At 62.9% G+C, this 20,512-nt stretch carries 17 protein-coding genes; 13 read left to right on the top strand and 4 right to left on the bottom strand.

What is annotated here, in order from left to right:
- Nucleotides 1-15: 15 nt before the first annotated feature.
- Both bcp and BN1143_RS08295 read right to left on the bottom strand, forming a co-directional pair.
- Complete coding sequence (gene bcp, locus BN1143_RS08290; protein ID WP_042050259.1) at nt 16-480, bottom strand: thioredoxin-dependent thiol peroxidase; 465 nt, start codon at nt 478-480, stop codon at nt 16-18.
- Between the two features lie 20 nt (nt 481-500).
- Nucleotides 501-1,034, bottom strand: coding sequence for a glycine cleavage system transcriptional repressor (locus BN1143_RS08295; protein WP_005304323.1), 534 nt, complete (start codon nt 1,032-1,034; stop codon nt 501-503).
- Between the two features lie 272 nt (nt 1,035-1,306).
- On the opposite strand from BN1143_RS08295, the gene dapA reads away from it, so the two are divergent.
- The 3 genes from dapA (at nt 1,307) to BN1143_RS08310 (ending at nt 4,480) form a co-directional block, all read left to right on the top strand.
- Complete coding sequence (gene dapA / locus BN1143_RS08300) at nt 1,307-2,194, top strand: 4-hydroxy-tetrahydrodipicolinate synthase (protein WP_005304320.1); 888 nt, start codon at nt 1,307-1,309, stop codon at nt 2,192-2,194.
- Nucleotides 2,187-3,311: an outer membrane protein assembly factor BamC gene (bamC, locus tag BN1143_RS08305; RefSeq protein ID WP_082038484.1), complete on the top strand. Its 1,125-nt coding sequence runs from the start codon at nt 2,187-2,189 to the stop codon at nt 3,309-3,311. Before dapA ends, bamC begins: the two co-directional genes overlap by 8 nt.
- 65 nt (nt 3,312-3,376) lie before the next feature.
- On the top strand, nt 3,377-4,480 hold the full coding sequence (locus BN1143_RS08310; RefSeq protein WP_010634965.1) for a phosphoribosylaminoimidazolesuccinocarboxamide synthase: 1,104 nt from the start codon (nt 3,377-3,379) through the stop codon (nt 4,478-4,480).
- 142 nt (nt 4,481-4,622) lie between these two features.
- Here BN1143_RS08310 and BN1143_RS08315 read toward each other — a convergent pair whose 3' ends face one another.
- Nucleotides 4,623-5,225 carry a short chain dehydrogenase gene (locus BN1143_RS08315; RefSeq protein WP_042050261.1) on the bottom strand — a complete coding sequence of 201 codons (603 nt, stop codon included), beginning with the start codon at nt 5,223-5,225 and terminating at the stop codon, nt 4,623-4,625.
- 97 nt (nt 5,226-5,322) lie between these two features.
- Between BN1143_RS08315 and BN1143_RS08320 the strand changes: the two genes are divergently transcribed.
- The 4 genes from BN1143_RS08320 to BN1143_RS08335 all read left to right on the top strand — a co-directional run bounded on the left by BN1143_RS08320 (nt 5,323) and on the right by BN1143_RS08335 (nt 8,258).
- The gene (locus tag BN1143_RS08320; RefSeq protein ID WP_017782125.1) at nt 5,323-6,222 is read left to right on the top strand and encodes a LysR family transcriptional regulator; all 900 of its coding nucleotides are present in this window, start codon (nt 5,323-5,325) and stop codon (nt 6,220-6,222) included.
- A gap of 72 nt (nt 6,223-6,294) precedes the next feature.
- Nucleotides 6,295-6,951 carry a DUF2057 domain-containing protein gene (locus tag BN1143_RS08325; RefSeq protein ID WP_042050262.1) on the top strand — a complete coding sequence of 219 codons (657 nt, stop codon included), beginning with the start codon at nt 6,295-6,297 and terminating at the stop codon, nt 6,949-6,951.
- A gap of 72 nt (nt 6,952-7,023) precedes the next feature.
- A complete protein-coding gene (locus BN1143_RS08330; protein WP_017763836.1) occupies nt 7,024-7,461 on the top strand; it encodes an HIT domain-containing protein in 438 nt (145 codons plus the stop codon).
- 98 nt (nt 7,462-7,559) lie between these two features.
- Nucleotides 7,560-8,258, top strand: a complete 699-nt coding sequence (locus BN1143_RS08335) for a DUF3334 family protein (protein WP_010634960.1) — start codon at nt 7,560-7,562, stop codon at nt 8,256-8,258.
- Between the two features lie 68 nt (nt 8,259-8,326).
- Here BN1143_RS08335 and BN1143_RS08340 read toward each other — a convergent pair whose 3' ends face one another.
- Entirely contained in the window at nt 8,327-9,325 is a 999-nt protein-coding gene (locus tag BN1143_RS08340) for a DUF2860 family protein (RefSeq protein WP_010634959.1), read from the bottom strand.
- 207 nt (nt 9,326-9,532) lie between these two features.
- On the opposite strand from BN1143_RS08340, the gene arcB reads away from it, so the two are divergent.
- The 6 genes from arcB to BN1143_RS08370 all read left to right on the top strand — a co-directional run.
- Complete coding sequence (arcB, locus tag BN1143_RS08345; RefSeq protein ID WP_042050263.1) at nt 9,533-11,845, top strand: aerobic respiration two-component sensor histidine kinase ArcB; 2,313 nt, start codon at nt 9,533-9,535, stop codon at nt 11,843-11,845.
- 28 nt (nt 11,846-11,873) lie between these two features.
- On the top strand, nt 11,874-13,250 hold the full coding sequence (gene dgt / locus BN1143_RS08350) for a dGTPase (protein ID WP_042050264.1): 1,377 nt from the start codon (nt 11,874-11,876) through the stop codon (nt 13,248-13,250).
- A 321-nt stretch (nt 13,251-13,571) separates the two neighbouring features.
- Complete coding sequence (locus tag BN1143_RS08355; RefSeq protein WP_017787667.1) at nt 13,572-13,775, top strand: hypothetical protein; 204 nt, start codon at nt 13,572-13,574, stop codon at nt 13,773-13,775.
- A 148-nt stretch (nt 13,776-13,923) separates the two neighbouring features.
- Nucleotides 13,924-18,201 (top strand): transporter substrate-binding domain-containing protein, encoded by a 4,278-nt coding sequence (locus BN1143_RS08360; protein ID WP_042050265.1) that lies wholly within the window; start codon nt 13,924-13,926, stop codon nt 18,199-18,201.
- Entirely contained in the window at nt 18,182-19,393 is a 1,212-nt protein-coding gene (locus tag BN1143_RS08365; protein ID WP_024942274.1) for an EAL domain-containing response regulator, read from the top strand. The genes BN1143_RS08360 and BN1143_RS08365 overlap by 20 nt, the downstream gene beginning before the upstream one ends.
- A 38-nt stretch (nt 19,394-19,431) precedes the next feature.
- On the top strand, nt 19,432-20,512 hold a 1,081-nt coding region (locus BN1143_RS08370), incomplete at its 3' end, for a CHASE3 domain-containing protein (protein WP_042050266.1).

The following is a 20,512-nucleotide window of genomic DNA, read 5'->3' on the forward strand; positions in this document are numbered from 1 at the left end:
ACCGGTATCTGTGGTTCAGCCCTTGATCAGGTCGAGCACCACCTGATGGTGATCGCTGGTCTTGAACTTGTCGAAGCGGTGGGCAATCTTGCCCTCTTCGTCGATGAGGAAGCTGAGCCGATGGATACCGTCATACTCCTTGCCCATGAACTTCTTCGGGCCCCAGACGCCAAACGCATCAGCCACCGCATGATCTTCATCGGCCAGCAGGCGGAAGTTCAGGTTGTCGCGCTCCTCGAATTTTTTCAGCCGCTTGGCGCTATCCGGGCTGATGCCGAGCACCACCACATTGAGGGCGGCCAGTTCGGCGTTGACGTCGCGCAGACCGCAGGCCTGGGTGGTGCAGCCCGGGGTCATCGCCTTGGGGTAGAAATAGACGAGCACTTTCTTGCCGCGCAGGTCGGCCAGGCGCACCTGGTTGCCGTCCTGGTCGGAGAGGGAAAAGTCGGGGGCCAGGCTGCCAGCGGATAAAGGTTGCATGGGATCTCCTTGATGAGCCGTCAGGCGTGTTTGTTGTTGACGATGAATTCGAACGATTCTGCGCCCAGTTCACGACAGAATCCGGCGAAGGCCGCCTGCGAGCCGGCCGCCTCTCCCTGCTTGGCCAGATTGAGCTGAAAGCTGGCCTTGAGCAGGTTGAACGGCTGCTGCTCCAGGGTGATGGTCTGCATGGCCTGGATGTCCCAGCCGTGATCGCTGAAGAACTGGGTGCACTGGCTTACGATGCCCGGCTGGTCCCGGATCAGGATCTCGGCGTTGGCGCTGATGTCGTATTGCAGCGACTGGTGGCGCTCGGTGCGTTTCATCATGGTGATGAGGTCCCACTCCTGACTGCGCAGGGGCAGGCTTATCTCGAGCTGCATCAGGCTGTTCCAGTCACCGGACAGCAGCATGATGAAGGTGAATTCATTGCCGAAGATGCCAAGACGGCTGTCGACAATGTTGCAGCCACAACCACTGACGTGGCGGGTGACCTCATTGACGATGCCAGGCCTGTCCGTGCCGATGGCCGTTACGACCAGGTAATGAGTCATAAATCTTCTCTCGTCCATTAGCAGGTAGCGAATGCGAGCGGCGGGCACGTCGACCGAAGGGATCTGGCCCGCGCGGCCGCGTGGCGACCCTGCTGAGAATCTCGTTGTGGCAAGCGTCCTGCCGGGTGGTGGCGGCCCGGTTCCGGCGCCAGTTTCCGGCGCTTGCGCACGGCTGTTTGTGCCGGATGGTAACACGGCTTGGCCGTGGCCTCCCTTGTTTTTCCAAGGGGGCAGCTTTACCATAACGCCCCTGAAAATCGGGAGAAATATCCATGTTGCGCGGTAGTATTGTTGCCCTCGTTACCCCCATGCTGGCTTCAGGTGAAGTCGATTGGGCCAGTCTTGCCAATCTGGTCGAGTATCATGTCAGCGCCGGAACCAGCGCCATCGTCGCGGTGGGGACCACGGGGGAGTCGGTGACCCTGAGCGAGCAGGAGCACATTGCCGTCGTGGAGAAAACCGTGGCACTGGCCGCCGGACGCATCCCGGTCATCGCCGGCTGCGGCTCCAACAATACCGCCCATGCCGTCGCCCTGGCCAAGCGCTTCGCCGAAACCGGCGTGGTAGCGGGTCTCTCGGTCACACCTTATTACAACAAACCCACCCAGGAAGGTCTCTATCGTCACTATTGTGCGATCGCCGAGGCTAGTGGTCTGCCCCAAATTCTTTATAATGTGCCCGGTCGTACCGGTTGCGATCTCAAACCGGAAACGGTAGCCAGACTGGCCAGGGTGCCCGGCATCATAGGCCTGAAAGAGGCGACCGGGGATCTGAGCCGTACGCCGCTGCTGCGTGAACTGTGTGGTGCGCAATTCGCACTTTATAGTGGCGATGATGCCAGTGGATGTGATTTTATGCTGCAAGGCGGTGACGGTGTCATTTCGGTCACCACCAATATTGCAGCGGCCCAGATGGCCGACATGTGTCGTGCTGCGCTGGCCGGCGATGCCGGGCGGGCGCATGACATCAACAATCGATTGATGCCGTTGCATCAGACTCTGTTCTGCGAACCGAGCCCCATCCCGGTGAAATGGGCCTGCGCCCAGCTGGGATTGATTGCGACGGCCACCTTGCGTCTGCCGCTCACCGACCTCACTGCCGAGGGCGAGCGGGCGATGGCGCGAGCACTGACGACTGCGGAGTTGATGGCGAGTGTTTAAAGCAAATGGAAAGGGAAATGCAGTGCGCCTGGTGCTGAGCGTGGCGACCGTTGCCGTGCTGGCAGCCTGTAGCTCACCCCAGGAACGCAAGATGGCCAACCGTGGTTTCGAGTACGAGGATGCCCGCCTTGAAGGCCGTGCTTTCCTAGTGCCGGCCGGGTTGAGTGCCCCCGCCTTTAACAGCAGTTTCGACATTCCGCCCCTGCCAGAGAGCAGCCGTGACGGCGCCCTGGGGGCCAAGGTGGATGTGCGTCCGCCCGCCCAGCTGCTGACCGTGGTACCGGGCAGCCAGGTGGTAATCAATGCCGGTGAACCTACCATGGCCTTCTACGCTCTCAGCACCTCCCAGAGCGTGGAGCGCGATACCTGGGCCTTCCTGATGAACTTCCTCGCCCAGTACAAGGTCACCACCGAGAAGCTGGACCAGCAGGCCGGCGTGTTGCAGACCGGCTGGTTTGACAATACCAAGGCGCTCGACGGCTGGAGCGAAGAGGACGACGACTTCGTCATTCGCCAGCGCTACCAGTTCACCCTGCGCAACGATCCCCAGCGCCACGCCGTCAACATGTCGGTCCGGGTACTGGATCATGAAGAGACCATCGATGGCGAGACCAGCAAGGAGCTGACCCCGGCGGATGCCCAGCGCTACGCGACCCGGGCCCTCAACCAGTTCTCGCTCTACTACGACAAGCAGCTCAAGTCCCGCGAGCAGCACAAGGCCAACGATGGCATGGGGCTGGAGCTGGGTCTGGACAACAACGAGCTGAGCGCCTGGATCGTCGATGGCTCGTTTGACCAGGTGTGGCGTCGTCTCAATCAGGTGCTGCCGGCCTACGGCTTCACCATCAAGGATACCCAGCAGTCGCTGGGCTGGATCGACGTGGAGTACGACGAGCCGGGCAGCGAGTTCTGGAAGGCCAAGGGCAGCGAGCCGTTCAAGCTGGACGAAGACAAGTATCGCTTCCAGCTTGGCGAGATGGCGGGGGGCAAGACCTCCATCACCCTGTTCGACAAGGACAAGAAGCCCGTGTCGTCCGGTGTCATCTCCCAGATGTACATCAGCCTGTCCGAGGCATTCGCCAAGGGCCTGGCTGACCAAGCTGCAAAAACAGAATAGAAACAGGGGCCTTGTGCCCCTGTTTTGTTATGTTAACCCCCCACAAACAGGAAGTGTTATTAGCCATGAGTCTTGCAGACCAAGTATTGGCGGTGAACGATGATTTGCCGATCCGTACCGATAAACCCGTCCATTCCGGCAAGGTGCGCAGCGTCTACTGGCTGACCGCCGCAGACAGTGCCCGCCTCATCCGCGAGAAGGGTTACGACGTGCCGGCGGATGCGCCGCTCGCCATCATGGTGATCAGCGACCGGATCTCGGCCTTCGACTGCATCTGGCAGGGTGTGGACGGGCTCAACGGTGTGCCGGGCAAAGGGGCTGCGCTCAACGCCATCTCCAGCCACTGGTTCAAGCTGTTCAAGGAGAAGGGACTGGCCGACAGCCATATCCTGGACATCCCCCATCCCTTCGTCTGGATCGTGCAAAAAGCCCGCCCTGTGATGATCGAGGCGATTGCCCGCCAGTACATCACCGGCTCCATGTGGCGTGCCTACAAGGATGGCGAGCGCGAGTTCTGCGGCATCACCCTGCCGGAAGGACTGAAAAAGGATCAGAAGCTGCCCGAGATCCTCATCACCCCCTCCACCAAGGGCGTGCTGAAAGGGCTGGACGGCGTGCCGGAAGCCGATGACGTCAACGTCTCCCGTGCCGACATCGAGCGCCACTACCAGGGCTTCAACTTCAGCAAGCCGGCCGACATCGACCGCTACGAAGTGCTGCTCAAAGAGGGCTTCAACGTCATCAGCGACGCACTGGCCGAGCTGGATCAGGTCTTCGTCGACACCAAGTTCGAGTTTGGCTACGTCCAGGATGCCGCCGGCAACGAAAAACTCATCTACATGGATGAAGTGGGCACCCCTGACAGCTCCCGCATCTGGGACGGCGCCGCCCTGCGCGACGGCCAGATCGTCGAGAAGTCGAAAGAGGGCTTCCGCCAGTGGTTGCTCAATCACTTCCCGGATCCGGACATCCTGCTCAACAAGCACCGCATGCCCGAGCGCTTCGCCCTGGCCCGCGACAACAAGTTGCCGACCGAGGTGATGATGGACATCTCCAACACCTACGTGGGGATCGCCGAGAAGATCATCGGTCAGCCGCTGGTTCGCAGTGCCAATCCGAAGCAGGAGATCATCGAGGTGCTGCGCGAGCAGTACGGGCTGATCGACTGAGGCGTACCGCCTTTTTTGTTGCCGTAAAAACAAACGTTTGCCATCGGCCAGCGGCAAGTCGGCATGTTGGCAGCAATGGAACGGGCCCCATCACGGGGCCCGTTTTTCTTGCCGTGTCGGGCTGGTCACAACGAGGGGGTGATCAGCCGTTGACCCTGAACACCTGGCCGGTCTGTACGCCCAGTACCGACTTCTGGTAGGCCTGCGCCACCTTGGCGGCGGGCACGGGGACGAAGCCCGGGAAGAAGCTGGCGTATTTGTCCATCGACTCCGCCAGCACGGTCGGGCTCACCACGTTGATGCGCAGGCCCCGCGGCAGTTCGCAGGCGGCCGCCTTGACGAAGTGCTCGACGGCGCCGTTGATGGTGGTGACGCTGGCGCCCCAGTTGATGGGTTCCTCGCTCAGGATGCCGCTGATCAGGGTGATGGAGCCCCTGTCGTTGAGGTGGGGGATGGCGGCACGGGTCAGGTTGATCTGGCCCATCAGTTTGCTCTGGATCCCCAGCTGCCACTCTTCATCGGTCATCTCGGTCAGGGCGTTGAACGCGGCGCTGCCGCTGGCCACCACCAACGCATCGAACTGCCCCAGCTTGGCAAACAGCCCCCTGATGGAGGCGGGATCGCGCATGTCGACCCTGGCATCCCCCTGGCTGTGGCCGACCCGGATCACCTGGTGATCCTTGGCAAGCAAGTCGCTGACAGCAGAGCCTATGGTGCCGGAGGCACCCACAATCACAATCTTCATCTCAGTCACTCCTGGTTGGGATGTGTTGATTCTAGCGCGCTAAAAAAGGGGAAAAAGCGCGTAAAATAAACCCATTGTTTCCAAATTGGAGCTAATGATGGACATCGCCCATCTGGCCAGTTTTTACGAAGTGGTACAAAGGGGCAGTTTCTCCGCCGCCGCCGATGCGCTGGGGGTGAGCAAGGGGATGCTGAGCCGTCATGTCAGTGCGCTGGAGTCCTCTCTCAATGCCCAGTTGCTGCAACGCACCACCCGCCGGCTCAGCCTGACCGAGGCGGGTTCCACCCTCTACCTGCAGGCGGGGGAGATCTTCGCGCTGGCTCGCCAGGCGGAGCAGGATATCCAGGCTCTGACCGAGGAGGATGGCGGCCGGCTGCGCTTCACCTGCCCGATCAGCGCCGGCGATCGCATGGTGAGCGAGCTGCTGGCTCGCTTTGCCGAGCTCTGCCCCGGGGTTGCGGTCGAGCTCAACTTCACCAATCAGATGGTCGACATGAGTCAGGGTGAGCATGACATCGCCCTGCGCGCCATGAGCGAGGTGCCTGACAACCTGGTGGCCATGCCGCTGGGGCGGCTCAGGGATGTGGTGGTGGCGAGCCCTACACTGGTGGCAAGGGAGGGCAAGCCGGCCACCCCTTATGAGCTCAGCGGCCGTGCCTGCCTGCTCATGGGGAGCAACCCGGCCTGGGAGCAGTGGCACTTCAGCCGGGAGGGGGAGGAGGCGCACATCCTGGTGCAAGGCAAGGTGCGGGCCAATCACTACAGCACGGCGCTGCAGTTGGCCCGGGCGGGACTGGGCTATGCCAAGTGTCCGCTGGTTGCGGTGGATGCCCTGCTGGCGGCGGGGGAGCTGGTGACCGTGCTCGACGGCTGGCACAGCGGTCTGCACCCGCTTCATATCCTGCATGCCCAGCAGCGGCGGGTGCCGCGCAAGATCCGGCTGTTCAAGCAGGTGCTGGCCCAGTGGTTTGCCGAGCGGCCCCACTACCTGCTCTGAACTGCCGTTATTTTTCTGTCATCTTCGGCTGCTAGCCTGCGCCCATCAACGCGATCAGGAAGATGAACGAAGATGAAGGGTTGTCGATATAAAAACCGTGTGTCGCTGCTGTGCGCCGCACTGGGCATGAACATGATGCTGGGCACAGGCTCGGCGCATGCTGCGGTTGAGGTGACGGTGCCGGCGGATTTTCAGATCCTGGCGGTGAGCGCCGGCACCCTGCACGACGAGCAGCACGCCACCCTGCCGGATGGCGAGCAGCAGCTGCTGGTGCGTTATGAAGGGGTGATCCCGAGTCGCAGCAGCAGCGAGAATGACCGCCAGCTGCGCTCCGCGCCGCAGGTGCTGCGCTATCAGGCGAGCCAGCAACAATTACAGCTGGTCGCCAACTTGCCGAGGGATGAGCGGGGCATGGCGCAGTATGCCAAGTCTCCCGTCATGGGGCTGCAGGCCGATGGCAAGGTGATGGCGAGCGAGCAGGATGCGCTGGTGACCAGCGGCATGCTGATCGGCATGGACTGGCGTGCCAAGCTGGCCGAATACAACCAGCGCGGTGGCAAGGCGGCGCTGACGGCGGCTTCTGGTTCTGCACTTCCTGCGGCCGTGGTCGCCAGCGAGGTTGCACCGGTAGCGGCCAGCGAGCTGGAGGGGCAGTTGCAGCAACTCTTCCTCAAGGCGGATCCGGCCCTGCGCAAGCGCTTTGTCAGCTGGGCCGTGCCGCGGCTTTAAGTTTGCCGTCCGTTGCAGTAACGTGGGGGCTCTCATCGTGTCTAGCGCCCATCTTATTGCAACGAGGTCTTCATGTTTGAATTGCACAGTCGCCTGCAGGCGGATACCCGCCTGCTCGGCGATCTGCCTCTCTGCCGCGTCCTGCTGGCCAAGGACAGCCAGTATCCCTGGCTCATCCTGGTGCCGAGAGTGGCCAATCTGCGGGAAATCCACCACCTGGCGCCGGCCCAGCAACAGCAGCTGATGCAGGAGTCCTGCGCGGTAGCAACCCTGATGGAGCAGGCGCTGCGCCCGGACAAGATCAACGTGGCGGCGCTCGGCAACCTGGTGCCCCAGCTGCATCTGCACCACGTGGCCCGTTTCAGTACCGACAAGGCCTGGCCTGGCCCCATCTGGGGGGCTCATCCCTCCTTGCCCTATGATGAATCGACCCTGCAGCGGGAAGCCGCCGGCTGGCGACGCAAGCTGGCCAATCTGGCTGGATTCACTCCCCTTGAAACTGACAGTTGAATCAAGTGAGAGGCGGCTCGCTATTTCGACGCCCGGGCCGCGCTATCTGTTAGAGTTATGGTATAGATAAGCCCATTTTCGATGTTCAGGAAGGTCCCATGATAGTGACAAGAGCCGACGATGATACCGTATTGACCACAGAGGACGTGCTGTTGAGCCTGTGCCATTCGGTGACGGATGTATTGAGTGCGGCAACCCAGAGTCAGGTGCGTTTCTCCGGCATGGTGCAGCGGATCAGCAAGACTTGCCTCAAGCCGGATATCGGCTGCTTCGTGCTGTTTGACGGCGGCTTCTCCGGCCTGGTGGTGATTAACTTCTCCGCCTCCGCCGCCATGGAGCTCTACGAGAGCTATATGCTCAGCATGGGGTTATCCAAGGAAGATCTCGCCATCTCCCACACCTCGGACGAGGTGAGCAACGTCATGGGCGAGCTGATGAACCAGATCGTCGGCAGCTTCACCGTCAAGGTCGGCCGGGATCTGCAGACCCACATCACCCAGAACCAGCCGAAGATGCTGGCCCTCAACAAGCAGGTGATGCTGAGCGTCGATACCAATCTCGACAGCCCGGAGTCGCGCCGGGTCACCTTCTTCACCGCCCGCAACAACATCTTCTATCTGGAGCTGGCGATGGACAAGACCGAGTTCATCCGCATCCACAACGACGGCATGGATCAGGAAGAGCTGGATCCGGATGCCCTGATCGCCCAGACCAAGCGCGAGGCTGCCCAGCCGGCTCCGGCCGCCGCCCCGGTGGCCAACGACCACGACGATCTGCTGGACTCCCTCGGGATCTGATTTTCCCGCCGTCCGCCAATGCACGAGGCCACCCATGAGGTGGCCTCGTTTGTTGGTGCTGCTCGCCGTTAGAAGTTGTAGAGCAGACCCGTGCTGAAACGGGTGGACTGGCTGTCGTAGAAGTCGATGTCCGAGTCGGCATTGGAGTAGGCCGCGGTGAAGGTGGCGGCCAGGGCCTTGACGCCGAACAGGTTGTGCCAGAAGAAGGTACCGTTGACGGCGAATTCGTCCGCGTCGGCATGTTGGCCGAAGATGGGGTTCGCCTCGTCGTACTTGCGCTTGCCGGTGTAGAGGTTGCTGACGAAGGACCACTGGGGGCCGCGCTTGGCGTAGGTCAGCTTCAGGCCGGTGTTCTTGAAGCTCTCGGCGCTGCCGTCCAGGCGAGCCTCCTTGTAGAGGATGGCCGGCTCCAGCAGCTGGTTGCCGCCGAAATGGAACTGGTAGGAGAGCTCCATGTCGTGCACCTTGCCGTTGCGATCCAGCATGCCGGCGTAGTGGGTGCCGTGGCTCTGATCATACTGCTGGCCACTGCGCTCCTCGTCCATGTCCACCTCCCGGGTGGTCAGGTTGCCGTAGAAGTTGCTGCCCCAGATCTTGTCCCAGGCGAAGCGAGCCCCCTTGGACTTCAGGTCGGTCGAGCTTCGGTCCACGCCGGTGGCGAAGGGATCGCTCCACAACTCGACCGGCATGACGTTGAACACCAGCGAGGTGGCGACGATACCCTTGTCGCCCATCTCCTGGCGCAGGCCGAGCTGCTGGGTGAAGTCGAAACGCACCGCATCCTGGATCAGGTTGCCGAGGAAGATCTGGGTGCGGGTATCGGCGAAGGTATAGCGGATGTCGGCGTTGAGCAGCGGCGTCAGGCCGCTCTCGCTGTCGGGCGAGCCGAGATCATTGATACGGCTGTGGTTGTCATCGCCCGCGTAGAAGTTGGACTGGTAGCTGACGGCGTTGACCCCGCCCAGCAGAAAGCCGGACCAGCCTGACTGCTTGGGGATCTCGCCCAGGTCGGCGTGGGCGGCATTGGCTGCCAGCAGGCCAAGACTCAGCAGGGTGAGATTGCGCATCGATGAGACTCCTGAATTATCAGTTGGTTGAATTGAACGGCCTGGCATTATAGCCAGCCAGGCTTAATCCGGGCTGACCGAATTGACTCCGGCATGCTACCCCAGCGGGCGGAGGAGGTTAATCGATAATTTATCGTGCGACGGCAGAAGAGTTCGGCGCGTCGTGCTGGTATTCTGTTCGGCGAATATCGGGGAGAAAACAATAAGATGAAACAAATAAAATCCTGGGCGCAATATTACGTCGACCTGATGACCAAGCTGGGGCTGGTGCGATTCAGCATGTTCCTGGCCACCGGCATCATAGTGCTGGCCGTCTCCATCCAGATGGGGGTCACCCTGTTTCTGCGCGGCACTGTGGACATCGTCGACCTGGTGCGCTCGGTCTTCTTCGGCCTGCTGGTCACCCCCTGGGCCGTCTATTTTCTCTCCATCGTGGTGGATCAGCTGGAGGATTCCCGCCAGCGGCTGACCCGCATGGTGCGCAAGCTGCAGGACATGCGCGAGCGGGATCTCGAGCTCAACAGCCAGCTGCAGGAGAACATCAGCCGCCTCAACGCCCAGATCGCCGAGACCAACCGGGCCGAGACCCTGCGTCAGCAGGCCATCGAGGATCTGGAGAACGAGGTGTTCCAGCGCGAGAAGGCCCAGCTGCATCTGGGCGAGCGCACCGCCCTGCTGCGCTCCTTCATCGACTGCTCCCCCGATCTGGTCTACTACCGCAACGAAGACGAGCAGTTCTCCGGCTGCAACCGCGCCATGGAGGAGCTGACCGGCAAGGTGGAGGCCGAACTCATCGGGCTGACTCCGTTTGACGTCTACAAACACGACATTGCCAGCAAGGTGGTGGAGACCGACAAGCAGGTCTTCGCGAGCAATGAGCCGCTCACCTATGAGCAGTGGCTGGAGTACCCAGATGGCCGCAAGGCCTACTTCGAGCTGCGCAAGGTGCCCTTCTTCGACCGATTCGGCAAGCGACTCGGCCTGCTTGGCTTTGGCCGCGACATCACCGAGCGCAAGCAGTACCAGGACAAGCTGGAGAAGGCGAGCCGCGACAAGACCACCTTCATCTCCACCATCAGCCACGAGCTGCGCACTCCGCTCAACGGCATCGTCGGCCTGAGCCGGATGCTGATGGATACGCCGCTCGATCCCAAACGTCATCAGCAGCTCAAGACCATTCACCTGAGCGCGGTGACGCTCGGCAACATCTTCAACGACATCATCGATCTGGACAAACTGGATCGGCGCCGGTTGGAGATTGCGCCGACCCGCATCGATCTGCCCGCCTTCCTCGACGAGCTGGAGACGCTGTCGCGCATCCAGGCGGAGCAGAAGGGGCTCTATCTGCACTTCGATCGGGATGGCGAGGTACCGCAGTTCGTGATGGCGGACGGCACCCGGCTGCGCCAGGTGCTGTGGAACCTGGTGGGCAATGCGGTGAAGTTCACCGACGAAGGCGGGGTGACGGTACGCTGCCTCGCCCATGCTGCCGACGCGCCGGGCAAGCTGGCGCTGCACTTCGAGGTGGAGGATACCGGCATCGGCATTCCACGGGCCCAGCAGGAGAAGATCTTCGCCATGTACTATCAGGTACAGGGCAAGAAGCACGCCACCGGCACCGGCATCGGCCTCGCGGTCTCCCACCAGCTGGTGCAGGCGATGGGTGGCCAGCTCTACGTGGACAGCGATCCGGGCGAGGGTTCCTGCTTCACCGCCGAGCTGGAGGTGGAGTGCATCGAAGGAGAGGTTGCCGCCCTCGAGCCCGAGATGCCGTCCCTCGACATCCTGCTGGTGGAGGACGTCGAGCTCAACGTGACCGTGGCCTGCGCCCTGCTGAGCAAGCTTGGCCATCAGGTCAAGGTGGCGCGCGATGGCGCCCAGGCGCTGGCCATGGCCAACCCGGATGATTTCGACTTGATCCTGCTCGACATCCAGCTGCCGGACATGACGGGGTTCGATGTGGCGGAACAGCTGCTCGAGCGCTACGGCGAAAGTTTGCCGCCCATGGTGGCACTCACCGCCAACGCCACCGGCGATCGCCAGTACTACCGGGATCACGGCATGCAGGATGTGATCAACAAGCCGCTCGGCTCGAAGGCGGTGCGGGAGGTGATTGGTCACCTGTTTGCCGATCTGGCCGGGGACGAGGCGGACGAGCAGGCCGACACCGTCAGCCAGGATGCACTGCTGGACCTGCCCTTCCTCATCGATTATGCCGATACCGTGGGCAAGCCGGTGCTGCTCTCCAGCGTCGATCTGTTCGAGAAGATGATGCCCGACTACATGGCGGTGCTCGACTCCAACATGATTGCCCGGGATCAGGCCGGCGTGGTGGAGGAGGCGCACAAGATCAAGGGGGCGGCGGGCTCCATCGGCCTGCGCCGGCTGCAGCAGACGGCCCAGCTGATCCAGAGTCCGGATCATCCGGCCTGGTGGGAGAACGTGGAAGACTGGATTGAGACGCTGCGTCGGGAGTACCCGGGCGATATCGCCCGCCTGCGGCGCTGGCTGCTCTCATAAACGCGCTGCGCTGGCAAGGAGCTGCAACATGTATAGCCGTTTGATTACCCCCGAGCGGATCCATCCCAGGGGTGACGAAGAATTGCTGGAGGCGACCGAGCAGGATCGCGCCCGTATCGTGCAGGCGGCGCCGGTGCGCCGGCTGCAGCAGAAGACCCAGGTCTTCCCGCTCGACGTGAAGGCCTCGGTGCGCAGCCGACTGACCCACTCCCTGGAAGTACAGGAGACCGGTCGCCAGATCAGCCGCCGCGTTCTGGCGGCCCTGCCGGCAGGCGCTGTGTGCGAGGGGGCCTTCGTCAATCTGGTGGAGATGTCCTGCCTGTTGCACGACGTCGGCAACCCGCCGTTCGGCCACTTTGGCGAGCAGGTGATGAGCCAGTGGCTGGCGCAGGAGTTGGACGGCCTGTTTGCCGCTGCGCTGGGCAAGGCACCTAGCCCACAGTGGGCCGATCTTCGCCAGGATCTGCTGGTGTTTGACGGCAATGCCCAGAGCCTGCGGTTGGTACACAGCCTGCACGAGTTGAATCTGACCCTGGGGCAGCTGGCGGCACTGTGCAAATATCCGCAGCAACCGCCGGCGGGCCGGCAGGCAACCCCCTACTATGGCCAGCATCATGGCTGGAGCAGCAAGCGCGGCATCTTCTTCAGCGAACAACCCCTCTACAGCGCCCTCGGCCAGAGCCTGGGGCTGGCCGCCGGCTGTCGTCACCCGCTGGTCTACATCATGGAGGCGGCGGACGACATCTCCTACTGCATCGCGGATCTGGAAGATGCGGTGGATCGGCGCATCCTCGGCCTCGGCGAGCTGCTGCAGGCGCTGCGGGAGGCGGATGGCGGTGACTACATGGCGGCGTTGCTGAGTGCGGTCGTCGACTCGGATCGCGGCTTCTTTCCCCATTTCCGCCAACAGCTGACCCGGGATCTGGTAGCGCTGGCCGCCAGCACCTATGTGAGTGAGCACGCCCAGATCCTGAGCGGCGCCTATCCTCAGGCCCTGCTGCACGGCCAGGCGCCAGCGGCGCGGGTGCTCGACATCCTCAAGCGGGTTGCTCGCGAGCTGGTGTTTATGCGGCCCGAGGTGGAGGCGCTGGAGCTGGAGGGCTATGCCGCTTTGCGCGGCGTGCTCTCCACCTACGCCTGCCTGCTGGCCCTGCCGGCCAGCCAGTTTGAGCGTCTGCTGGCGGGGCAGGGGGGCAGCGAGCTGTTCTTTGCCCGCCGGCTTTACCATCGCCTGTCGGCCCGCCATCTCAAGGCCTATCGACTGGCGGTGGCCAGCCGGGATCCCCGTTTTGCCGAGGAGGCCGAGCAGGAGTGGTATTACCGGGTGCGGCTGCTGCTCGACTACGTGAGCGGCATGACGGACACCTATGCGTTGGAGGAGTTTCGGCTGCTGTCCGGGATCTGAGTGGGACGGCGTCAGGCTCTCTGTTCCGGATGAGTATTGATAGATGGCTCACCTCCCCATATGGGGGGTGAGGTTCTTGTATAAAATTCGGTCTTTTTTTAGACTGTGGCAACTTGTTCAACTTTCACACGGTAAGGAGACGGATATGCAACATTCAATGCTAAACGTTGCGTTCGACCGCTGCATCAGCAGCGCGAAGACTCGTGCTCTTTTTCTGCCGCGTGGAGGAAACAGGTAACACCTGCTTTTTTATCACCCGCGGTTGTCCCGCAGGGTGATCTCTTCTCTCCGGGGGAACCGCACGTTCAACTGGAGAATATTATGTCTATCGAACTGACCCTGCTGCGCACCGTCGAAACCCTGGTCCAGAAACGGATCACCCGGCTGGAACGCCGCACCTGTTATCTGCACCTGTCGCCCGCCCTGCTCAAAGACATAGGTCTGGAAGGGCAAAATGTGCAGATCGCCCACATCCGTGAGCAGGAGTATCAAACCGGCTTCCGGCTTGGGAACCGAATAACCTGATAAGGTGGGGCTTGGCCCCTTTCTTGCTAGAAAACGGCAGGCGTGAGCCTGCCGTTTTTCGTATCCGCACGAGTTCTGTTACGAATTTTTATTCACACATTTTGCCAAAATCCCTATGATCGCTCTCCGATCTGTTCAGGAGTCATCCATGCTGCGCCTCTGTTATCGCGCCATTCTGTTGTGCTGGTTTGCTTGCTGGAGCCATGTGGCTGCGGCAGAAACCTCTCTGGACAAGGATCAGCTGGGACTGACGGAGCGGCTGTGGCTCGCCTCGCGCAATGACCTGGTGGTGGGCATGCCCTCGATGGCCTGGCCCCCCTACATCTATACCAATGGCCGGGGTGGCTTCAATGGCCCGCTCGACGACTTTGCCAACCAGATTGCCGGCCGGCTGGGGCTGACCGTGCGCTACAAGACCTATCCCTACTATGCCGATGCCCAGCAGGCGCTGCTCGATGGGGAGGTGGACATGCTGATCGGCGTGACGCCCAGCCAGTCGCGTCAGGAGAAGATGCGCTTTACCTCGGATCTGATGACCCTGCCGCGCGCCGTCCTGCTGACGCGGGAAGAGGGGGAGCCGACCCTGGCCGCGGCACGCCAGTTGCGCTGGGTGTGCGAGCACGGCTTCAGCTCCTGCGAGGAGTTGGCCCAGCTCGGAATGACCCAGCTGATCGAGGCGGACAGCAGCGACGAAGCCGTCTTCATGGTCAAGAAGGGGCTGGCGGATGCCTATCTCTCCGATCTGCCCTCGCTGATGCGACTGCAGCGCCTGCAGCCGCAGACCGGGCTCAAGGTGATCACCCCGGAGTGGGTGACGGATACCTCGCTGGCCATGGCGGTGAGGCGGGACAATCAGGGGCTGCGCGATCTGCTGGAGCTGGCTCTCAACGACATGTCGCTGGATGAGCGCCGCCGCATTCTGGAGACCGGCGGTATCGTCGACTACGAGCTGGCCAACGGCCCTCGCCAGATAGTGTTCAACCAGAGCGAACTGGACTGGCTGGCCCGCCATCCGACCCTGCGCTTCGGGGTGGCGCCGGACTGGCCGGCGGTGAGCGAGATCGATGGCAATGGCCAGCTCAAGGGCTTCATCGCCGACCTGCTCAAGCTGGTGAGCCTGCGGTCCGGCCTGCACTTCAGCCTGGTACCTACCAGCAGCTGGGCCGAGACCCAGAGCCTGCTGCAGGCGCGCAAGCTGGATTTCATTCCGGCCATCACCCCGACCGCCGAACGGCGCCAGTACGCCCTGTTTACCCCCGACTACGCCTTCATCCACCGGGTGATTGCCGCCAGGCAGGGGAGTGAAGAGCTGGCCAGTCTCAACGAGCTCAAGGGACGCCGGGTGGGGATCGTCGGCGGCTCGGTGGAGGAGCTGGTGCTCAAGGAGGTGGGCGCCAGCCCTGTGGCAACGAGCAGCGACACCAAGCTGCTGCCCCTGCTGGACGGGCACCAGGTCGACTATGTGCTGATGAGCATGACCACCCTGGAGCAGGCATTGCAGAAAGGGTTCAACAACCGCTACCAGGTAGTATTTTCCGGCAACGAGCTGAGGGTGCCGGTCGCCATGGCGGTGCATCAACAGGATCCCATGTTGCAGCAGATCCTGACCAAGGTGCTGCTCTCCATCCGGCCGGAAGAGATGACCAAGCTGGAGCACAAGTGGCTGACTCTGACCATCCAGACCGGCATCAATCCGACCACGGTGGCGCTCTGGTCCGCCTTGGGGCTGGGGGCCTTCCTGCTCTGCGTGCTGCTGTTCATGGGCTGGAACCGGACCCTGCGTCGCCAGATAGTGCAGCGCCAGCTGGCCGAGCACAAATTGAACGAGCAGCTGACGTTTGTGCAGACCCTGCTCAACTCCCTGCCCAACATGGTGGTGCTGCGGGATCGCGAGCAGCGCATCACCCTCTGCAACCGGGCCTATCGGGATGCCTTCATCGGCGACCCGATGAAGGAGGGGGGCGACGATCTGGACCGCATGCCGGCCAGAGAGCGGGTGCGGGTACTGAAAGAAGAGCAGGAGGTGTGGCAGAGCGGCGCACAACTGGAGGGGGCGGGCAACAGCCGCCGCCAGGATGGCGCCATGTTCCACGTCATCTATACCAAGCGCCCCTACACCTCCCCGGATGGAGACATGCTCGGTGTCTTGACCGTGCTGACCGACGTGACCCGCATCAAGGAGGCCGAGGCGCGGGCCCGCAAGGCGGAGACCCGCCTCACCCAGATCACCGACAGCATGCCAGGCATCGTCTATCAGTACCTCTGGATCGGACCCGGCAAGGGGCGCTTCCTCTATGCCTCGCAGGGGGCGAGCGAGATCCTGGGGGCCAGCCGGCAGGAGATGCTGTCGGCCGAGTCGGGGGGAGAGGTGTTCGGCTTTACCGAGGAGGCGCTGCAGGACTTCGTCAGCAAGGTGGCCAACCATGCTCAGACCTTGGCCCCTCTCGATCTCGAGGTCAAGGTGGAGCGGCCTGAGGGGGCGCGCTATCTGCAGGTGCGCGGCAGCTTTGTGCCGCAGGAGGAGGGGCACCTGATCCTCAACGGGGTGATCCAGGACATCACGGCCCTCAAGCGCCAGGAGCACGAGCTGAGGGAGGCGCGGGCCTATGCCGAGCAGGCGATGCAGGTGCGCAGCCGCTTCCTCGCCACCATGAGCCACGAGCTCAGAACCCCCATCTCCGGCATGCATGGCATGCTGGAGCTGCTGCAGATGAGCGAGCTGAACGAGGATCAGCGCTACCTGCTGCGTAACGTGGTCACCTCCACCAACAACCTGCTCTATCTGGTCAACGATGTGCTCGACTTCTCCAAGATAGAGGCGGGCCAACTGCAGCTCCATTATCAGGAGTGCCGGCTTGCCTCCGTCATCTGTGACGTGATCCGCGGCCATGCCACCCTGGCCCATGGCAAGGGGCTCAGAGTGACGCTGGACTGGGGCACCGAGGTGCCGGATCAGGCCCGCATCGATGCGGTGCGGGTGGGTCAGGTGCTCTCCAACCTGCTCAACAATGCGGTCAAGTTCACCGAGCGGGGCGAGATCCGCATCCAGGTGGGCCTGCAGGCCGAGCGACTGGCCATCACGGTCAGCGACACCGGCATCGGCATCGCCGAAGAGAAGCAGGATCGCCTGTTCACCCCGTTCGAGCAGGTGGAGTCCGACATAACCCGACGCTTCGGCGGTACCGGGCTGGGCCTGGCCATCTGCCACCAGCTGGCCCAGAAGATGGGGGGCACGCTGACGCTCGAGAGCAAACCGGGGCACGGCACCCGGCTCACCTTCGAGTTCCCGCTGAGCGAGTGTCAGTGGGATGCCCCGCCGCTGGCCGGCCAGGAGTGGTGGCTGTTTGGCGAAGATGTTGCCTTGCAGAGCGCCATGCAGCGGCTGGGGGCCAGGCTGCATCGTCTGGATCCACAGCAGTGGCGGCAGCCCCTCAACGGCCTGTTGCTGGCGGAGGAGAGCTGGCTCGAGCAGGCGCTCGGCAGCGACTGGCTGGGCCATTTGCAGCAGTCGACCCTCAAGGGCATAGTGCTCTCCCCGCAGGAGGCCCTGCGCGGTCGCATGGGGTCGAGTGCCTGGTGGCGGCTGGGACAATCGCCGCTCTATCCCGACCTGTTGCTGGAGACTTGCCATCAGTTGCTGGGGGAGGCGGCGATCAGCCCGGTGGAAGCCAATGCGCCCAAGCTGCAGGGGCGGGTGCTGGTGGCCGACGATCACCCCATCAACCGCGCCCTGCTGGCCCGCCAGCTGGCCATTCTCGGCGTGGATGCCGAGGTGGTGGATGACGGCGACAAGGCCTTGCGCACCTGGCAGGGGCAGGGATTCGCCCTGCTGCTGACCGACTGCCACATGCCGGCGATGGATGGTTACAGCCTGACCCGGGCGCTGCGAGAGCAGAGGGTATCGGCCCCTGTCATCGGGGTGACGGCCGACACCTCCGAAGAGGCCGGCCTGCAGATGCAGGAGGCGGGCATGAACGACATGTTGTTCAAACCCTATACCCTGGATACGCTGCGGCAGGTGCTGATGCGCTGGCTGCCGGTGAGCCGTCAGGCGCAGGAACCCAGCCAGGTCCCTGCCCCTGCCAGCGAGCAGGGGGAGCGCTGGCTCTCGCTGTTTGGCGATGAGGCGGTGGCGCGCAGCATGGCGCGGGAATACCTGGATTCCAATCGCCAGGACGGAGATGACATGATGCAGGCACTGGCCAGGCAGGATACCTATGCCCTGGTGGAGACGGCGCATCGGATCAAGGGGGCTGCCCGCATGGTGGGGCAGCAGGCATTGGCGGAGGAGGCGGCCCGGCTCGAAGCGGCGGCCCGCCTCAAGCAGCTGGACGAGCTCAGTGAACTGAGCCAGACGGTGCTGGCGCTGATGAAGGCTATTACAGGTGAAATTGGATTATGGCTCGATGAACAAGACACAGCATGAGTTGGTGATCATGGTGGTGGAAGATCACGCCTTCCAGCGCAAGGCGTTGATGCACCAGATCCGCGGGCTCGGTTACGCTTCCCTGCTGGAGGCGCAGGACGGGGTGGAGGCGTTGGCCATGTGCCAGCGTCATCAGGTCGACATCCTGTTTTGCGATCTGCGCATGCCGGGCATGGATGGCATGGCGCTGTTGCGCCGCCTCTCCCTCGGCGGCTTTCGCGGCGGCATCATCCTCTCCAGCGCGCTGGAGGATGACGTGGTCGAGGCCGTGCTGCGCATGAGCGCCGCCTATGGCTTGCAGGTGCTGGGGCGCATCGAGAAACCCTCCAGCCAGCAGCAGATCAGCCAGCTGATCGGGGCCTGGCGCCCGCAGCAGGAGCGAGCCCAGGAGGAAGATGGCCACCGTCTGACCCTGGATGAGCTGAGCCTGGCGCTGGAGCAGGATCAGCTGCTGCCCTGGTATCAGCCCAAGGTGAGCTTCGGCTCCGGCCAGTGGGTTGGCATGGAGGCGCTGGCCCGCTGGCAGCATCCGGAGTACGGCCTCATCTCGCCGGCCCGCTTCATTCCGCTGGCGGAGCACAACGGTCTCATCGATCGGCTGACCGAGGTGATCATCAGCAAATCGCTGCGAGACGGCCACCTGTGGGAGCAGACCGGGCTATCCCTCAACCTCTCGATGAACCTCTCCACCACCTCGCTGATCGAGGGGGATCTGTGCAACACCCTGATCAACCAGTGCCAGCGCTGGAGCATCAACCCCGAGCTCATCACCCTGGAGGTGACCGAGAGCGCGTTCGTGCAGGATCTGGGCAAGTCGCTGGAGGTGCTGACGCGCCTGCGCATGCACGGTTTCGGCCTCTCCATCGATGACTTCGGTACCGGCTACTCCTCCATGCAGCAGCTGGCCCTGCTGCCCTTCACCGAACTCAAGCTGGATCGCTCTTTCGTGGATCACTGCTTTGAGGACCCCTCTCGCTTGGCCATAATAGAGTCAAGCATCGAGCTGGCCCGCAAACTGGGGCTCAAGTCCGTCGCCGAAGGGGTGGAGGACGAACTCACTTGGCGGCTGCTGGCACGGCTGGGGTGCGACGTGTGCCAGGGCTTCTTCTCTGCCCGGCCCATGCCGCGCGAGGAGTTGTTGGGATGGCACGACTCCTGGCGTGAACGGCTACCGGCGCTGCTCGGGGAGTGAATATCGGGCAGGATGCCCGCAAAGAAACAAGGACGTTCATGAAAATTTCAAGCAAGTTGCTGCTCAGCTTCTGTTTTATCAATCTGCTGGTGATCCTCTCTTCCAGCCTGGTCTACCACCAGCTCGGCCGCATCGGACAGGCCGGCAGCGCTCTGATGGAGCAGGCCCTGCCAGCCCTGCAACGGGATGAGGCCAGCCAGAAGGCGCTGGTGGCGACTATCTCCTCCCTGCGGGCCTATCTCATCTTGGGCAAGGATCCGGCGCAGGCCGACCGCCTCAAACAGGAGTGGGAGGGGGCCTGGCAGGTGATCGAACACCAGCAGTTCACCGCCGAGCTTGCCCGCTCGCTCAAGGCCTTCAAGACCAGCCAGCAGAAGGTGTGGGACATCGCCCAGACCGACGAGAATCTGCCCGCCCATACCCTGATGCTGCAGGAGGCGGGGCCGTTGGCAGAGTCAGCCCTCGATCAACTGCAGTCCTTTGCCAACGAAGAGGTGGCGACCCCGCAGGATCAGCTGCCCGGCGATCGCCGCCTGCTGCTCAAGCAGGTGGGGGATGCCTACAACGGCCTCTCCAATGCGCTCTCCGCCCTGCGTGACTTCCTCATCTCGGGGGATCCGGACTATCGCACCAAATACCAGGACTATTACCAGTTCCACCAGCAGCGGGTGGCCGAGCTGAAGCAGCAAGAGGCCAACTTTACCGAGGCGCAGAAAGGGATCTGGTCGCTGTTCGAGGAGATGTCGGCCCCCTTTGCCGAGCTGGTGGGCCAGGTGATCGAGAAGCGTCAGGCCCCGGACTGGGATCAGGCCAATTACCTGATGGCGACCGAGATTGAACCCGCCCTCGGCCAGCTGGCGACCCAGCTGGCCGGCCAGGTGACCGAGACCCGTGCCGAGGTACAGAGCATGGGCCAGAAGATGACCAGTGCCGGTCAGGCCATCAATCGTACCCTGCTGCTGGCCACCCTGACCGTGATCGTGCTGGGTACCCTGGTGGCGCTGCTGTTCAGTCGCCGCCTGACCCGGGACATCGCCAGCCTGGTGCTGCGAGCCGATCAGGTGGCCAATGGTCGGTTGCCGGCCCGTCCCCTGCCGGTGCAGAGCCAGGATGAGCTGG

Source organism: Aeromonas dhakensis (genome assembly GCF_000820305.1).
Classification (GTDB): domain Bacteria; phylum Pseudomonadota; class Gammaproteobacteria; order Enterobacterales; family Aeromonadaceae; genus Aeromonas; species Aeromonas dhakensis.

Bases quoted from the DNA above. Each gene is read 5' to 3' on its own strand.
- bcp (WP_042050259.1), bottom strand. From the start codon at position 480: ATGCAACCTTTATCCGCTGGCAGCCTGGCCCCCGACTTTTCCCTCTCC.
- BN1143_RS08295 (WP_005304323.1), bottom strand. From the start codon at position 1,034: ATGACTCATTACCTGGTCGTAACGGCCATCGGCACGGACAGGCCTGGC.
- dapA (WP_005304320.1), top strand. From the start codon at position 1,307: ATGTTGCGCGGTAGTATTGTTGCCCTCGTTACCCCCATGCTGGCTTCA.
- BN1143_RS08310 (WP_010634965.1), top strand. From the start codon at position 3,377: ATGAGTCTTGCAGACCAAGTATTGGCGGTGAACGATGATTTGCCGATC.
- BN1143_RS08315 (WP_042050261.1), bottom strand. From the start codon at position 5,225: ATGAAGATTGTGATTGTGGGTGCCTCCGGCACCATAGGCTCTGCTGTC.
- BN1143_RS08320 (WP_017782125.1), top strand. From the start codon at position 5,323: ATGGACATCGCCCATCTGGCCAGTTTTTACGAAGTGGTACAAAGGGGC.
- BN1143_RS08325 (WP_042050262.1), top strand. From the start codon at position 6,295: ATGAAGGGTTGTCGATATAAAAACCGTGTGTCGCTGCTGTGCGCCGCA.
- BN1143_RS08330 (WP_017763836.1), top strand. From the start codon at position 7,024: ATGTTTGAATTGCACAGTCGCCTGCAGGCGGATACCCGCCTGCTCGGC.
- BN1143_RS08335 (WP_010634960.1), top strand. From the start codon at position 7,560: ATGATAGTGACAAGAGCCGACGATGATACCGTATTGACCACAGAGGAC.
- BN1143_RS08340 (WP_010634959.1), bottom strand. From the start codon at position 9,325: ATGCGCAATCTCACCCTGCTGAGTCTTGGCCTGCTGGCAGCCAATGCC.
- arcB (WP_042050263.1), top strand. From the start codon at position 9,533: ATGAAACAAATAAAATCCTGGGCGCAATATTACGTCGACCTGATGACC.
- dgt (WP_042050264.1), top strand. From the start codon at position 11,874: ATGTATAGCCGTTTGATTACCCCCGAGCGGATCCATCCCAGGGGTGAC.
- BN1143_RS08355 (WP_017787667.1), top strand. From the start codon at position 13,572: ATGTCTATCGAACTGACCCTGCTGCGCACCGTCGAAACCCTGGTCCAG.
- BN1143_RS08360 (WP_042050265.1), top strand. From the start codon at position 13,924: ATGCTGCGCCTCTGTTATCGCGCCATTCTGTTGTGCTGGTTTGCTTGC.
- BN1143_RS08365 (WP_024942274.1), top strand. From the start codon at position 18,182: ATGAACAAGACACAGCATGAGTTGGTGATCATGGTGGTGGAAGATCAC.